Below are 16,602 nucleotides of genomic sequence, written 5' to 3' on the forward strand. Positions count from 1 at the left end.
GAAAATAAAATCATGAATCAACACCAAATAAATCCCGCGTATAAACTTTATTTTTTACGGTAGATATATCATCTGTCATTCTGTTTGCTACGATCACATCGGATATCGCTTTAAACTCCTCTAAGCTTTTCATTACTTTCGAGTTAAAAAAGTTATCTTCATTAAGCGCTGGCTCATACACAACAACTTCTACACCTTTGGCTTTTATACGTTTCATAACACCTTGAATAGCAGACGCTCTGAAATTATCAGAACCAACTTTCATCACGAGACGATAAATCCCGACGACTTTGGGGCTATTTTTCAAGATAGATTCAGCAACAAAATCTTTACGTGTAGCATTTGCGTCAACAATCGCTCGCACCAAATTGTTTGGGACCTTGTCATAATTAGCTAGTAGCTGTTTGGTATCTTTTGGTAAGCAGTATCCACCATAACCAAATGACGGATTGTTATAGTGACTACCAATACGCGGATCAAGCCCAACACCTTGAATAATTTGACGACTATCTAAATGGTGAGATTCCGCATAGCTGTCTAACTCATTAAAAAATGCAACGCGCATGGCCAAATAAGTATTAGCAAATAGCTTAATGGCCTCAGCTTCAGTTGCCCCTGTGAGCAGCACATCTATGTCTGTTTTTTCCGCGCCCTGAACAAGCAGATCTGCAAAAACCTGCGCTCTATCTGAGACCTCCCCAACGACAATCCGCGAAGGATATAAGTTGTCATATAACGCCTTGCCTTCACGCAAAAACTCAGGTGAAAATAAAAGATTATTAGTAGAAAAACGCTCGCTCGCGGACTTTGTAAAGCCTACCGGGACAGTAGATTTCACCACCATGACCGCATTAGGATTGATACGCATAACATCCTGAATTACGGACTCAACATGGCTAGTATTAAAATAATTTGTTTCTGGATCATAATCGGTAGGGGTTGCAATGATCACATAGTCTGCACCAAGATAAGCCTCTTCCTTGTTTAGCGTTGCAACAAAATTAAGGTTTTCTTCGGCTAAATAACGCTCTATATCACGGTCTTCGATAGGTGACTGTTTTTTATTAAGCATATCTACCTTAGCGGCAACAATGTCCAAGGCGACGACATGATTGTACTTTGCTAATAACAGAGCATTAGAAATGCCAACATACCCAGTTCCAGCCACTGCTATTTTCATTCAGTTTACCTTTTGTTTTAAAGATAGAATTTGTATTCAAAAGAGGCTATTTTACAGTTTGCACCATAATTAAAAATGCCAAATCGTGTTTTTTTATTATTTACATCAAGAAATGCAGCAAATCGAGAACACCACAGCTAATCTTAATAAAAAACAAGGAGTTCTATATGAAGTTTGAACTGGTAGATCGTCAAGGCTATATCCCTGATCTTATCTATGGCGCCTCAGGACAAGAGCTTTCCTGCTTTATTCCCAGTGACTATCCATTCCAACAAGTCAGCTACAACAATGGCGAAGGCGAAGCCATTATCGATAAACACACATGGCACTTTTTCTTTACTCAAGAAGGAATTGGCATCAAATTAATGGACGGCATCGTAACATTAAAAGAAGCCGAACATTTCTTGCTTGCAGTTAAATCACACATTTGGGGGGAAACACACCAACAAGTGCAAATATTTATGGCAGGAGCAACACCAAAATAACTAGGTTTCATGACGGAGCTTACCTCGATCAAAAGGCCCAGCTCCGTCATATTCACTATGCAAAGTCTATGTCATTACAAAGCAACAGCTCGCAGCATTCTTTTTGACCATTGACTCCACGACCCAACATAAACTTGCTTTGCCTCTATCCCAGCATAGTTTAAAGCCAAGACATTATGGCAAGCAGTTACACCAGAACCACAATAATACACGTATGCATCACTACTATTAGATAGCCAATCTTGCCATTCCACATGAAGCTGCTCAGCGGGTTTGAAACAAGCATTTGCATCTAAGTTATCTGAAAATGGACGATTTATAGCACCTGGAATATGCCCAGCAACAGCATCAATGGTTTCGTTCTCGCCATTAAAGCGATCTGATGCTCTAGCATCCACTAATTGAAACTGATTCGTTTCAAAGTTTTCAACTATCGCTTGCTCACTGACCGCCCAAGGAAAAGAAACCTCAATTTGATTGGATGTCGATTTTGCTATGACTGGAGTTAGTGAAACATCCCTTCCTTCTCTCAACCATGCAGGAAAGCCACCATTTAAAACACGTACATCAATATTTTGCTGGCTAAGCATCCACCAAGCTCTTGCGGCAATCGCTCCCCCCATATCGTCGTACACAACAACTTGAGTACTAGAGTCTATTCCCCAAGCCAGCAATTGCTCGGAAAAGACAATTTCATCCGGCAAAGGATGTCGACCAGTCAATTCTGTCTCTGGCGCTGCCAACTGACGATGAACATCCACAAAAATAGCACTTGGAATATGCCCTTTATTATATTCAGACTGACCTTTAGCGTGATCCGTTAAATAGAATCTACAGTCTAAAACAACCACATTAGGCTGCCCAAGTAATAGGGCCAGTTCATTTGTATTAATTAATGTTTTTAATAGCACAGGCTTTCCTCAGACAATCGTAGGTGGTCATAAACAAACCTTTTCTGTTTCTTTTAAATCTACTTTGATTATTCATTTTTTGCTAATATTCGCAGCAATTATCTTACTACTGAGTTTTCTATGTTACGTATCGACCTAATTCTTACCGAGCAAGGCCTTGCTAAATCTCGCTCGCAAGCACAAACCTTTATCAGTGAAGGACGAGTATCATACAAACAAAACGAGAAGTGGATAAAAGTCACCAAACCTAGCTTGAAACTGTCATCCGACATTGAGCTGAACGTCATCTCAGACGAGGCCGATAAATACGTTTCCCGTGGCGCCTTGAAACTTGAAGGTGCTCTGCTACATACAAAACTCAATATCGAAGGTTTCCTTGTATTAGATATCGGCCAATCGACCGGTGGCTTTAGTGATTGCGCGATTCAACACGGTGCTGCACATGTTGTTGGTGTTGAGGTCGGACATGACCAACTGGACCCTCGCCTACGTAATCATCAAAATATTATCTGCCTAGAAGGAATTAATGCTCGAAACTTGAGTATTAAAGACCTAAGTGAACACTTCCCAGAAAACGGCTTTGATCTTATTGTCATGGATGTTTCTTTTATATCACAGACTAAAATTTTGCCTCAGCTACCAAATTTACTAAGTAAAACAGGGCACCTGATTACATTAGTAAAACCTCAATTTGAAGTAGGCAAAGAATTCATAGGTAAAGGCGGAATAGTAAAAGACAAAACGCGTGTAAAACAGCTCGAACAGGACATGCAGGACTTCGTCACAGAACTAGGCTTTGAGGTCAAATGCTATATAGAAAGCCCAATAAAAGGCGGTGACGGTAATCAAGAATTTTTACTTTGGGCAACCAGATCATAGATCTTAAAATCTCGGTTTATAAAGGTGGTTAAATTACCTCATCATAACTATGGTGACTATTAGGTAAAACCTCACGAGCTTCTTTTTCTTCAAGCTCGGTAATGTAGTTTCTTGCCATGTAGAACCCCAAACAGCCAAAGATAACCGATCCTACAGCCTGCCCAAAAAGTATCCCCTCTGCGCCCATAAAGAGAGAGAAGATAGTAATTAATGGCCATGTACCTAACGTCGCACGACCAAAATTTAGCAAGGTACTATTTAACGGTTTGCCAAGGTTGTTAAAAACAGCAATCGCAATAAACAACAAACTCTGGAAGAAAAAGCTAAAAGATACAAAAGTAGCAAAGAATCGAATTAGGTCAGCACTACTTTGTGTTGCATGAAACACTGATACAAGCCAATCTTGCATTTGATAAAGACAAAAACACAATATCAAGCAATATCCAAAAGCATAAACGACAGCACTACTAATCGCGCTGTGCATCCTATCAAAACGCCCTGCCCCATAGTTCTGCCCTAATATCGGCCCAACGGCACCAGACAAGGCAAATATCCCGCCAAACACTACAGGAATAATACGCCCAATAACCGCCACAGCAGCAACTGCATCATCACCAAACGACGAAGTATGCTCCATCACAATGGCATTCGCTAACGGCGAGGACATATTAGTTAACATGGCAGGAATGGCAATTACGGAAATAGATTTAGCATCTTTGAAAAAATCCATTAGATCAAACTCGCCCAGCATCTTATGGATATGAACCACACCATAATACGACACAGCAACCATGGAAAAGCGCGCAAGCAAAGAAGCAATAGCCGCACCTTGCACGCCCAATCCGAAAGCAAAAATAAAGATAGGATCTAATAGCGCATTAACCAATCCACCAACCATGGTGGCGTACATAGCACGGCGGGCATCACCCAACGCCCGCATAATTCCAGAGCCAATCATGCCTATCATTACCGCTGGCATGCCTATGACTAAAATCTGCAAATACTCTGTTGCCAAGTCAAGCGTTCGTCCTGTGGCACCAACATACAAAAGGATATGGGGAATATTGGGCCATATAAGCCAAACCACACCGGTCGAAAAGAAAATACCAAATGCCAGTACATTGACTGCACGCCGTTTAGCCAACTCGATCTGCCCTTCGCCCACCGCTCTGGATACCAAAGCTGTTGCAGCAATAGACACGGCAATGCTTAATGAAATGGTAAAAAACATAATGGTGCTGGCAAATCCTACCGCTGCCACCGCTTCTTTCTCGCCCAACATAGAAAGGAAAAGCATGTCGACCAGATCAACCAAAAACATGCACATCAAACCAAACGCACCAGTGGCAGACATGCTAACAACATGTTTAAAGGTTGAACCTTCTGTAAGCTTTGCCGGACTAGGCATTTATTTCCCCTAAAATGACGCATCCAACTTATATGCGACAAAAAACGCGACAAAAAAATTCGCCAATAAATAAAAAACCGGACAAGTAGCACTTGTCCGGTCCAGTATTTTCTCATGTATGACGATTTGAGAAAATGCTTACATTGTGGATAACCTAATGAAGATCGTTATTTGATCGATTAAAAACGATTTTTTCAACATCGACAAAGCGTTCGGCAAAGTGCACAGTCATTCCCTCTTTCACCGATTCAGGCAATTCTTCAAAGTCACGACGATTTGGCTCAGGTAGAATCACTTCACTAATTTTACTACGTTTAGCTGCGATGATTTTCTCGCGGATACCACCTACAGCCAAAACCTGACCTGTAAGCGTCAACTCACCGGTCATCGCCAATCCACGTCGAACCGGCTCGCCTTTCGCTAGTGACAACAATGCGGTAGCCATCGAAATACCCGCGCTAGGGCCATCTTTCGGAGTAGCACCTTCTGGCACATGCAAATGTACTAAACTTTTATCAAAGAATTCAGGATGTTTCTGATAGCTTTTTGCATGTGAAAAGACATAAGAATACGCAATTTCGGCTGATTCCTTCATCACATCACCCAACTTACCCGTGAGTTTCAAGCCTCGTGTTAGCTCATGCACTTTATTGGCTTCAATTGGCAAAGTCGCTCCCCCCATAGAAGTCCAAGCCAAACCAGTAACAACACCAACACCTTGTAATGTTTTTTCTGGTCGGAAATAAGGCATACCCAACAAGGTCTCAACGTCTTTCACGCCAACATTGATATGCTCTTTTTCACCCGTCATTAACTGAACAACACTCTTGCGTAAGATTTTTTGCAGCAATTTATCTAAGCCTCGAACACCCGCTTCACGAGCATAATGCTCAATAATATGACGTAACGCAGCATCAGTAATGTTTAGCTGCTTCTTCAAAAGCTTGTTTTTCTTAAGCAATTTCGGCCATAAGTGCTGCTTAGCAATCGCTAGTTTTTCATCACCGATGTAACCAGACAATCGAATAACATCCATCCTGTCTAACAGCGGCGCTGGAATAGTATCCAACTGGTTTGCCGTACAAATAAACAGCGCCTTAGATAAATCGATGCGCATATCTAAATAATGATCAAGAAACTCAACATTTTGCTCAGGATCAAGCGCTTCCAATAAAGAAGACGCTGGATCACCTTGGAAAGAAGAACCAATTTTATCAATCTCATCCAACATGATGACAGGGTTTTCGACCTCAACATCTTTCAATGCTTGAACAAACTTGCCCGGTAAGGCGCCTACATAAGTCCGTCGATGACCTTTAATTTCAGCTTCGTCGCGCATACCACCAAGACTAAAGCGATAAAACTTACGATTCAAAGACTCAGCAATCGATTTACCGATCGACGTTTTACCAACACCTGGTGGGCCAACTAACAATAGAATGCTACCGCCCATTTCGCCGCGGTGTGCGCCCAAAGCTAAGAATTCAACGATGCGGTCTTTTATGTCACCAAGGCCTGCATGATGAGATTCAAGAACCTCACGCGCTAGCTTGATATCCAAATTGTCTTTCGAGTGAACACCCCAAGGCAAAGACGTCGCCCAATCCAAATAGTTACGCGTAACACCATACTCAGGGGAGCCAGTCTCAAGAATGCTAAGTTTATGCAGCTCCTCTTGAATCTTGTCGCTCACAGCTTTGGGTAAGGTTTTACCTTCTAAGCGAGCTTCGAATGTTTCGACATCAGAAGTACGATCGTCTTTTGAAATACCCAGCTCTTTCTGGATAATTTTCAATTGCTCTTTTAGGAAAAAGTCTCGCTGATGCTTACTGATTTTATCATTCACTTCGGCGCTAATTTCGTTCTGCAAGCGCGCAATTTCAAGCTCTTTTCTTAGCAAGGTAAGAGCCAAATGCATGCGAGCATTTACTGGAATGGTTGCCAAAACATCATATAAATCTTCCGCATCCGCAGAAGTGATAGATGCAGCAAAATCTGCCAACAAACCCGATTCATTAAATGAGAACCGACCTAGATACTGCCTTAGATCTTCACTAAACAACGGGTTTAAACGAATCAGCTGTTTAATCGCATCCAGAATGGCAATGGAATAAGCTTTCGATTCATCATCATTGGATTTCACATCATTAAGGTAACGAACGCGAGCGAGGTAAGGCGCTTCTTCACTTAGCCATTCAATAACTTCAAAACGTTTTACACCTTGAGCTAGAAAGGTCAATTTATCATTTTGCTTCTCGGCTTTATGTACTCTTGCAACACAACCAATAGAGCGAAATTCGTCTACTGAAGGCGCTTTTTTCGTTTTCTTATCAGCATAAACCAAACCTACGACCGCTTGAGGATGTTCTGCGATTCGCTCTAAAGTATCTTCCCACTGCTCGGCATCCACCATAACAGGCTGTACCTGAGCGGGAAAAAATGGGCGGCTTGAAATAGGCAAAATAAACAATGTCTCAGGCAAAACATCATCTGGAAGAGCAAGACCTCTAGGATCACTAATAACAATGCCTTCCTCTTCTGTTACTTCAACTTGGCCTTCTTGTGCATCTAAGTATTGCTCGTCATCACTCATAATAAACTTCTCAATAAATCTGTATTTTTGTAAAAAATGACGCCAGAAATGTCTGTGGCTATTTTTTATAAGCTTTTGCTATGGATAGATCTTATGTAATGACGATATTGCCGAAAACAATACCATAGGCTATTTTCCCAAATACTTACTCACTTCAAGAAACAAACTAACCCTCAGGACAGGATTAGTTATTTGGCCTATTCCGACTTAGTGTTATTATAGTAGCCATGCTATAGATAGAACTCGCTCAATTTCACACTCTCGACTCAGAGTTACAAAAAAGGAAAGGCTAATGACCCGCGATGAACTCCTTAAGGCTTACAACGATATATTTGTGATCAAACACCCTTTTGTTAAACACAAATTAACCAGTCTTCGCGATAAAAACACCAGCACACGTGAATTTCGCATGTTAGTAGAAGAGCTAGGAACGCTAATTGGCTACGAAGCAACACGTGATTTAGAAACAACTGATGTTGAAATTGAAACACCTCTAGAAAAAGCTATGTGCCCAGTTCTAAAAGGCAAGAAGCTTTGTATCGTTACAATAATGAGAGCGGGTAATGGACTTGCTGAAGGAGTATTAAAACTGTCTCCTAGTGCACGAGTTGGGCACGTTGGCTTATATCGCGATCCTGAGACAAAGCAGCCTGTTGAGTACTACCTAAAAATGCCACACTCAGTGAATGAGCGTACCATTATTGTGGTTGACCCAATGCTGGCAACGGGTAACTCTGCCATTATGGCCATCGATAAGATGAAAGAAATGGGCGCAACAGATATTCGCTTTATCTGCCTATTTGCGGCACCAGAAGGCATTCAAGCATTTAAACAAGCGCATCCTGATGTTGCCATGTATATCGGATCAATCGATCGTGGCCTTGATGAGCATGCCTATATTCGCCCAGGTGTTGGCGACGCTGGCGATCGTATTTACGGCACGCGCTAATTACTGAATAAACAAATAAAAAGCCGCCTCTTAGTTCAATAAAGAGACGGCTTTTGTATCATTCAAAAGTAGCAAATTAATTGTAACGCTAGCCCTTAAGAGCCAGGAAAGCTCCGGCACTTGCCATGATTCCACCAGCCGTCCTATTCAATGTTTTCATAGAGCGTTCAGACTTCATAAAACGTCTCGCCTGAGAAGCCCCAACAGAAATTATTGTCAAACCAAGTAACAGCGCAACAAAAGTAAGAAACGACGCCAACACAATATCAGAAGCACTTAAGACTGTTAAATCCATAAATGTCGGCAAAAAAGCGACATAAAAAAGTATAACTTTAGGGTTAGAAGCAGAAATCATAAAGCCTTGAATAAAACTCGCCATCTCGTTATTTGCGTCTTGCAGATTATCACCTGAGGAAACAGTAGAAACTGGCGATATCCACATTTTCCAACCCAGATAAATAAGATAAGCAGCACCAGCATAACGTATGATAAGAAACACTTCCTCCCAAGCTGATGCAATGGCTGCCAAGCCGTAACACGCCATAACTAAATAGACGATATCGCTCATTACCATACCAAGACTAAGAGAAAAGCTCGCTCTCGCGCCTCTAGAGATACTTCTTGCCAAAATAGCAAAAATTCCAGGTCCCGGAGTAATGCTAAAAATAAAAATAGCGATAAAAAATGTAATTCCGCTTTCTAGAGTCATATCAAACCCTCCACCAACTTACGGCTAATGCTCAGCAACACCACAACCAGCTAAAACCATGCGAGTAATAAATTGCCTAGCTTCTTCATAATCACTTTTTTCTAACTCATTTTTCTGCAATAGAATTTTCACTTGTGCATCAAAATCAGCATAAGTCTGAGTCATCGCCCAAATACTAATAAAAAGATGTTCGGTTGAAACAGGGTTCATCAAGCCTTTATCTACCCAAACCTGAATTGTCGCCTTTTCGCGACTTAATTCAGTAACAAACAAATTTCTAAGATAATCTAAAACAAAGGTTTCTTCACCTATTAATGCCATCGCAAAGATCTTAGAAGCATTTTTATTGGTACGAGATTGATCTATTTTTTCACTGATATAACGCGTTAGATTTTGCTCAGGTCCTTCTTCAACATTAAATTCGCTGACGGAATCTAGCCAAAGACGAAGAATGCGCTCTAACACAGCCTCTAGAAGGTCTTTTTTAGAGCGATAATAGTAATGAACATTTGCCTTAGGTAACCCAGCTTCATCGGCAATCATCTGAGTAGTGGTTTTCGCTAAACCTTGTCGAGCAAAAACACGTTCAGATGTTTCTAAAATAAGGGTTTGATTTTGAGCACGAATGTGCGCTTTCAACTGATCTTTTGGTCGTTTTACTTCGGTCAAAGGTGAAGCCTCGCTGATCAACATGTCACTAAAGGGGGGAATGTTTTTTTATATCGACTTACCATCCTGTGCGATACATCGGAAGAATAACATTCTTTACAATAGGCACGAAGCCTTAAGAAAAAATTGCATAAAAAAAGGGAGCCGAAGCTCCCCATTTCCCCTCGTAGCAGAGACGTTAATGACTATAGGCATTCGTCATTAGGCTAACTGCTACACCACGTTGGCGCTGTAATTGAGACGCAAAACCAATAAAATTCAGCGTACTTCAATGTTCTTGATCGATGGTTATTACCATCGCTGGTCACTGATACTAGTAAACCAAAAATACTCTACCATTTTCTAATAGTTAACACTTTTAGAAATTAAATCAGGCGATTCAGACAAGTAAATACTGTCTTTTATAAAATCTATATAACGATTATAAACAGCTGATTTTACAGTGCAATAGATGAGAGCTAAAAAACTGACCGATCGATCAGTTTTTTTATAATTTAGACATTTTTAGGAGATGGGGATTTAGAAACTCGGTTGCGCCCCTTCTTTTTGGACTGATATAAGGCTTCATCTGCCCTCTTTAAGACAGAATCAGGAGATTCACCACTAGCAGCAAAAGCCACACCGACACTGGCAGTAACCTTCACTTCTATCTCTTGTTTTTTTTTGGGATCAAACACCTCAACCATGGCGTCTTCGATATTTTCTCGAATCAATTCCAAAATGCCATCAACCTCAGAAAGGCGCTTGCCTCGAAAAATAATGGTAAATTCTTCACCACCGAAACGGAATGCTTTCCCAGGGCTAGAAAATAGCCTCAATTGAGCGGCAACACTCTTCAGCACTTTATCGCCCATATCATGCCCATAAGTGTCATTAAATTTCTTAAAATGATCCACATCGACCATAGCAATAGCATAGTGCCTAGACAGCCCAACAAGTTGCTCATTCAAGGCGCGCCTACCTGGCAATTTAGTCATATCATCCAAATAAGCCATACGATGACTTTCCATCAGTAAGAACCAAATCCACAATAAAAACTGTGCAGATAGCAAAGCATCAAACTGAATGTCCGAAGAAACAAAATGGCTGACAATCAACAAACTGACAATACTAATCAGACCACTTGCTCGAAAAGTATCACCACTTAACCACCAAGCCGTACCTATTGCCAAAGTACTTATAAATAGAACACACCACAACAAAACAGTAGACCAACTTACGTTAGTACTTAAAAAAGCATGATCCAAAAAAGCAAAAGACACCCAATTACGCTCAATGGCGTAACACCAGCTCACAAGCATCAAAACGAATAATATACGATTAACCACAAATCGATTAAAAAAGCCCCGTTCAGGGACGAACCCCAACAAAGCAATACAGAAACAAGAAATGACCAAGTATGCAGTTAATGATGCAGCCTGATCCGAGTCACCATAAAGCTTCGGAATCAGTAACAGCAAAACGAGAATAAACACTCGGCCTTTATTAAAATGCCAAGCCAGTAAAATAGCTACGCCAGCAAAGATAAGGGGAAGTAAAGGCAACAGACTAAACCACAAAGGTGGCAATAGGCCAACATACAAACTAGCATAAACACTCACTAGTAAAATGAAGCACGGAACTAACAATGAACTTAAGCGTTCGGACATAAAAAAATCAAACCCATCGAATCATTCGATTAAATACGACCAATATATTGCCCCGAAAACGATTCAATTTCATTAATAATAGTGTGAATTCTAAACGAGAAGGAAAATACGATGGGATTACTTGTAGATGGTCAATGGGTCGACCAATGGTACGACACAAAGGCAAACCAAGGTAAATTCGTACGCAGCGAGTCTGCATTCAGAAACTGGATTTATCCAGAAAGCGAATACCAATCAAATAACCCAAACCATTTTCCCGCCCAAGCAGGACGTTATCACCTGTATGTTTCGCTTGCCTGCCCTTGGGCTCACCGAACTTTGATTTTCATTAAATTAAAACAACTAGAGGACATTATTAGCATTAGCTGCGTCCATCCAGACATGCTTGAAAATGGTTGGGAATTTAAGCAAGACGACAATTTCAAAGACCCTAACATTGACGTAGGCGATCCATTACACCATTTTGATTTTGCTTATCAGCTTTATACCAAAGCTAAACCAGACTACAGCGGTAGAGTCACTGTACCTATTCTGTGGGACAAAGAACGCCAAACCATTGTATCCAACGAATCGTCAGAAATTATCCGTATTTTTAATCGTGCATTTAATGGAATGACAGGAAATCATTTGGATTTTTACCCAAGTAGCATAGCCAATGAGATTGACGAGCTAAATGAGCGAATCTATAACACGGTTAACAACGGTGTCTACAAATGCGGCTTTGCTACAACTCAAGAAGCTTACGAAGAAGCATTAGAACCGCTTTTTGATACTCTGAATTTTTTAGAAGAAAAACTATCAACGAGAACTTATTTATTGGGAGAGGAACAAACAGAAGCAGACTGGCGCCTTTTTACAACGCTAATCCGCTTTGATGCTGTCTATTTTGGACACTTTAAGTGCAACCTAAAACGCATTTTAGACTACCCAAATATTAATTCTTTTTTAAAACGACTCTACGACGTACCCAATATTGCTAACACAGTAAACTTACAGCACATCAAACGACATTATTACTACAGCCACAAAACAATCAACCCAACTCAAGTGGTTCCAGTAGGACCCGCTAAATTATTTCCTTAGACATCAGTTCACAAAAAAAGGAATTAAGGCAAATTCAAGAAGCCTGAGTTAAAGTCTATTAAAGTGAGCTATTTTTAAGGATAATAGACTCACTTTTTTATCTGCGCACCCCTTCAGTTAGTCATTACTAGCCTTGTAATGTCAGCTGAAAAATATAAATATTTGAGACTTGTGGCTATTTATGGAAAAGAAAATACTCTGGATTATCTCTTTTGCACTAATATTTATTTTGTGGATAAAAGCTGGCCCATTTAAAAATGACTTGGACGATACGCAAGATGGAGCATCTGAAACAAGCTCTCTATACGAAGAGTCTGGGGAAGCAACGTCTGATGAAAAGAACTACTTTAAATCACATCCTATTCAAAAAAACAGCCCTGACTTTGCCGCGATAACTGATGTAAAAGAACGCAAAAAAGCCTTCTTTGATTACTTAACACCTTTTATAAATGAAAAAAATAGTCTTATTTTAAAAGATCGCGAGCGTCTAAATGCTCTGCTTAAAAGTAATAAAAAGTTATCAACAAAAAACAAAAAATGGATTTCTACACTTCGTCAAAACCACAAACTCAAAAAACTTGAGAACTATTCAAAAGACGATATACAAGCATTACTTAATAGACTCGACATTATTCCTGCCTCACTGGTTTTAGCGCAAGCAGCCAATGAATCTGCGTGGGGAACATCTCGCTTCGCCACAAAAGGTAACAACTACTTTGGCCAATGGTGCTTTAGAAAAGGCTGTGGTCTAGTTCCTGAGTCGAGAGACAGTGACGCTGACCATGAAGTACGAAAGTTCAACGATGCTCGCGAATCAGTCTTTGCTTATATAGATAACTTAAACACCAATGCAGCTTACAAAAAACTCAGAGCCTCTCGTGCACAGTTAAGACAAGATAAAGAAGTTGTCACTGGCCTTGCCCTAGTTCATGGTTTAGAACACTATTCGGAACGGGGCCAAGCCTACGTAGAAGAAATAGAAGGTTTAATTAACTACAACAAACTTTGGCGCTTTAATCGCTCTCAGCCAAAACCAGAGCAACCATAATCCAATAACAACATTCAAAGCTCAAACAAGAAAAAAATGTAATAAAATGCAACTTATTGTTACGAAATTACTTTATGTGGGGTGGCTAAGCGTTACCCCCTTCATTACAATACCGTAATATTTCACCCACTCATCAAACGAGGAAATTCAATTGGCCCGTTTACCTGTTATTGTTGGCTTTGGCGGAATCAATTCGGCTGGTCGTACCTCTTCACATCAAGCATATCGCCGAATTGTCTTTGATCTTCTTCCAAGTTCAATCCAGCAGGATGTTTTACTCGATCTTGCCACTATTACTAACATGGCCGAGCATAAAAATGGCCTTTGGTATACAAATGGTGGGGAAGCATTAGATGCTGCTGCACTTGTTGACAGCATCGGGGAATCTCTTCTTGCTCGCACTTTGATTCGTCGTATTCACCCTAGTTTATTTGATGTTGACCATGTGGTTTTACACAAATCAACAACATTGCAGTCGAGCCAAAGCGAAGAAAAACTCAGTTTTACTATAAAGACACGCTCTCTTCCAAATGATCGCCCTACAAACTGGCAAGTAACTGAACTTTCAGACATCCTAAGTGAAGTCGTTGTTGATGGTAATCTAGAAACCTTCATAAAAGACACGCGACCTCTTTCTGTAAAAGCCGCCGGACAACTGCCTACTGGCTTTGATCCATCTAAGCTATACCAAAGCCGAAATCATCCTCGTGGCTTACAGATGACGGTCTATGGCGCATCAGATGCAGTTAAGAGTAGTGGTATTGATTGGGAAATTATTCGCAGTAAAGTCGCTCCAGATCAAATGGCAGTTTACGCAGCCAACTCAATAGGTCAAATGGACGATTTAGGATTTGGCGGCATGCTGAAATCTGCCCTTATGGGTAAACGCACAACATCAAAGCACTTACCTCTTGGCTATGCTCAAATGCCAGCAGACTTTGTAAATGCTTATATTCTAGGTAGTGTTGGTAACGTAGGTACAGCAATAGGCGCCTGCGCAACATACTTTTTTAATTTAGAAAAAGCCATAGAAGGCATCAAAACTGGAAAATTTCGCGTCGCAATGGTTGGCGGTAGTGATGCTCCCATCACCCCTGAAATTATTGAGGGTTTCAGAACCATGGGAGCCTTAGCAGAAGATACTGCTTTACTTGCTCTAGACGAAATTACAAATCAAGAAGAACCAGATCATACCAGGAGCTGTCGACCATTCGCTCAAAACTGCGGCTTTACCATTGGCGAATCTAGTCAATGGACGCTATTAATGGATGATGAACTTGCCATTGAATTGGGCGCAGAAATTTTTGGCTCTATTCCAGCAGTATTCTCCCATGCGGATGGACATAAAAAATCCATTTCTGCGCCAGGTATTGGTAATTATTTGACCATGAGCAAAGCCATGGCTTACCTACAAAACATCATAGGTAATGACGGCTTAATACAGCGCACCTTCATCCAAGCGCATGGCACAAGTACACCGCAAAACCGTATCACTGAGTCCCATGTACTAAGCAAAGCAGCCACAAGTTTTGGCGCAACAGAAATACCAGTTGTGGCGATGAAAGCTTTCCTTGGTCACTCTCAAGGTACTGCAGGTGGTGATCAGTTACACTTGTCTTTAGGTGTGTGGAAAGATGGTATTTTACCTGGCATCACAACATCACACGCGGTTGCCGATGACGTTTATCAAGACGGCCTAAAATTCCAGCTAAAACACGAAGCCTATGGAAAAGACTATTTTGATGCCGCTTTGCTAAACTCAAAAGGTTTCGGTGGAAACAACGCAACCGCGGTTTTGTTATCTCCAATTCAAACCATGAAAATGCTAAGTAAGCGCTATAGTGCTGAGCAAATCAGCACTTATCAAGCTAAAAACATTGACGTTTCGGCAGCAGCGGAAGAATACAACCAATCCGCAATTCGTGGTGAAACCCTTCCTATCTATAAGTTTGGGTTTAATGTATTGGGTGGCGAAGAGCTTAGTATCACGGACCAAGAAATCCGTCTACCTGGCTATGATATGCCGGTAAATCTTAATATAGAAAATGAATTTAGCGATTTAAAATAACGCAAAACCAAGACCTAAAAGGCTAGCCAATACACTATCAAAATTTTGTATTGGCTAGCTCTTCTTGTAAAAAATCAAGCAACAATCGAGTTTTTCTAGACATTAGCTTTTGCTGTGGATAGATAGCATAAAAGCATATTTCATAGCCTTTATATTTAGGTAGCAAGTTAATCAATTCACCTGATGCTATGTATTTAGCCACTAGAAAGTCTGGCTGATAAATCACCCCTAAACCGGCCAAAGCAAACCGTGTTAAGGCGCCTCCATTATTTGTAGTAACGCCCCCGGTAATTGAAACCGTTCTAGAAATACCACCTTCATCCGTCAATGACCAACGATTTGGCACCAGTGCATTGCTATACAAAAGACAGGAATGACCTTCTAAGTCTTCTATACGATCAAGCTCTCCATACTGTAAAATGTAATCTGGTGACGCACAAACAAACCCTCTGGAATAACATAAGGGCCGCGCCACAAATTGATCCCCGCCTAAATCCCCTCCTCGAATAGCTATATCCACACCAGATTCAGTCATATCAACACGCTTATCGCTAAAATCAACATCCAGTTCAATTTGAGGATATAAACGACTAAAGTTGTCCAACAAAGGAACAATATGCGATAAACCAAAATCCATTGGCACACTTATCTTCAAAAGCCCTTTTGGCTTTTGCGTCAGTTCACCTATTTCATTTTCTGCTTCCTCAATTGCGTCGAGTATTGCAATACAATGCTGATAATACTTACGACCAGCATGAGTAATACTGATATTGCGAGTATTGCGCTGCAAAAGCTTCGTCCCTAACTCCTCTTCAATGGAATTTATATAACGTGTCACCATAGGGCGAGAAATCCCCAAAGAGTCACTTGCCAACTTGAAGCTTTCCGCCTCATAAACACGGCAAAACACCTTCATTGCTTGCAGCTTATCCATTCACTCACCTAAAAAATAAAAAGTTCCCCCATTATCA

14 protein-coding genes are annotated in these 16,602 nt (G+C 40.8%); 6 read left to right on the plus strand and 8 right to left on the minus strand.

Annotated features, from left to right (window positions below):
• Window positions 1-10 precede the first annotated feature (10 nt).
• On the minus strand, window positions 11-1,180 hold the full coding sequence (locus BUA59_RS18060) for a nucleotide sugar dehydrogenase (protein WP_072841069.1): 1,170 nt from the start codon (window positions 1,178-1,180) through the stop codon (window positions 11-13).
• 167 nt (window positions 1,181-1,347) lie between these two features.
• Between BUA59_RS18060 and BUA59_RS18065 the strand changes: the two genes are divergently transcribed.
• The gene (locus BUA59_RS18065; RefSeq protein ID WP_072841070.1) at window positions 1,348-1,665 is read left to right on the plus strand and encodes a hypothetical protein; all 318 of its coding nucleotides are present in this window, start codon (window positions 1,348-1,350) and stop codon (window positions 1,663-1,665) included.
• A gap of 74 nt (window positions 1,666-1,739) precedes the next feature.
• Here BUA59_RS18065 and BUA59_RS18070 read toward each other — a convergent pair whose 3' ends face one another.
• Window positions 1,740-2,576: a sulfurtransferase gene (locus BUA59_RS18070; protein ID WP_072841071.1), complete on the minus strand. Its 837-nt coding sequence runs from the start codon at window positions 2,574-2,576 to the stop codon at window positions 1,740-1,742.
• A 120-nt stretch (window positions 2,577-2,696) separates the two neighbouring features.
• Here BUA59_RS18070 and BUA59_RS18075 point away from each other — a divergent pair, with 120 nt between their 5' ends.
• Window positions 2,697-3,455: a TlyA family RNA methyltransferase gene (locus BUA59_RS18075; protein WP_072841072.1), complete on the plus strand. Its 759-nt coding sequence runs from the start codon at window positions 2,697-2,699 to the stop codon at window positions 3,453-3,455.
• 28 nt (window positions 3,456-3,483) lie between these two features.
• On the opposite strand, the gene BUA59_RS18080 is transcribed toward BUA59_RS18075, so the two are convergent.
• Window positions 3,484-4,863: an MATE family efflux transporter gene (locus BUA59_RS18080; protein WP_072841073.1), complete on the minus strand. Its 1,380-nt coding sequence runs from the start codon at window positions 4,861-4,863 to the stop codon at window positions 3,484-3,486.
• 154 nt (window positions 4,864-5,017) lie between these two features.
• A complete protein-coding gene (gene lon / locus BUA59_RS18085; protein WP_072841074.1) occupies window positions 5,018-7,456 on the minus strand; it encodes an endopeptidase La in 2,439 nt (812 codons plus the stop codon).
• A gap of 292 nt (window positions 7,457-7,748) precedes the next feature.
• Between lon and upp the strand changes: the two genes are divergently transcribed.
• Complete coding sequence (gene upp, locus BUA59_RS18090; RefSeq protein ID WP_072841075.1) at window positions 7,749-8,405, plus strand: uracil phosphoribosyltransferase; 657 nt, start codon at window positions 7,749-7,751, stop codon at window positions 8,403-8,405.
• An 88-nt stretch (window positions 8,406-8,493) separates the two neighbouring features.
• Here the strand turns inward: upp and BUA59_RS18095 are convergent, their stop codons facing one another.
• From BUA59_RS18095 to BUA59_RS18105, 3 genes are all read right to left on the minus strand, one after another.
• Window positions 8,494-9,114: a LysE family translocator gene (locus BUA59_RS18095; protein ID WP_072841076.1), complete on the minus strand. Its 621-nt coding sequence runs from the start codon at window positions 9,112-9,114 to the stop codon at window positions 8,494-8,496.
• 24 nt (window positions 9,115-9,138) lie between these two features.
• Window positions 9,139-9,783: a TetR/AcrR family transcriptional regulator gene (locus BUA59_RS18100; protein WP_245813182.1), complete on the minus strand. Its 645-nt coding sequence runs from the start codon at window positions 9,781-9,783 to the stop codon at window positions 9,139-9,141.
• Window positions 9,784-10,277: 494 nt separating this feature from the next.
• Window positions 10,278-11,432 (minus strand): GGDEF domain-containing protein, encoded by a 1,155-nt coding sequence (locus tag BUA59_RS18105; protein WP_072841078.1) that lies wholly within the window; start codon window positions 11,430-11,432, stop codon window positions 10,278-10,280.
• 111 nt (window positions 11,433-11,543) lie between these two features.
• Here BUA59_RS18105 and BUA59_RS18110 point away from each other — a divergent pair, with 111 nt between their 5' ends.
• The 3 genes from BUA59_RS18110 to BUA59_RS18120 all read left to right on the plus strand — a co-directional run bounded on the left by BUA59_RS18110 (window position 11,544) and on the right by BUA59_RS18120 (window position 15,631).
• The gene (locus tag BUA59_RS18110; RefSeq protein WP_072841079.1) at window positions 11,544-12,515 is read left to right on the plus strand and encodes a glutathione S-transferase family protein; all 972 of its coding nucleotides are present in this window, start codon (window positions 11,544-11,546) and stop codon (window positions 12,513-12,515) included.
• A gap of 181 nt (window positions 12,516-12,696) precedes the next feature.
• Entirely contained in the window at window positions 12,697-13,563 is an 867-nt protein-coding gene (locus tag BUA59_RS18115) for a glucosaminidase domain-containing protein (RefSeq protein ID WP_072841080.1), read from the plus strand.
• A 151-nt stretch (window positions 13,564-13,714) separates the two neighbouring features.
• Window positions 13,715-15,631, plus strand: coding sequence for a beta-ketoacyl synthase (locus BUA59_RS18120; RefSeq protein WP_072841081.1), 1,917 nt, complete (start codon window positions 13,715-13,717; stop codon window positions 15,629-15,631).
• Window positions 15,632-15,668: 37 nt separating this feature from the next.
• Here the strand turns inward: BUA59_RS18120 and BUA59_RS18125 are convergent, their stop codons facing one another.
• Entirely contained in the window at window positions 15,669-16,565 is an 897-nt protein-coding gene (locus BUA59_RS18125) for a LysR family transcriptional regulator (RefSeq protein ID WP_072841082.1), read from the minus strand.
• Between the last annotated feature and the right edge of the window lie 37 nt (window positions 16,566-16,602).

It is taken from the genome of Marinomonas polaris DSM 16579 (genome assembly GCF_900129155.1).
GTDB classification, from domain to species: domain Bacteria; phylum Pseudomonadota; class Gammaproteobacteria; order Pseudomonadales; family Marinomonadaceae; genus Marinomonas; species Marinomonas polaris.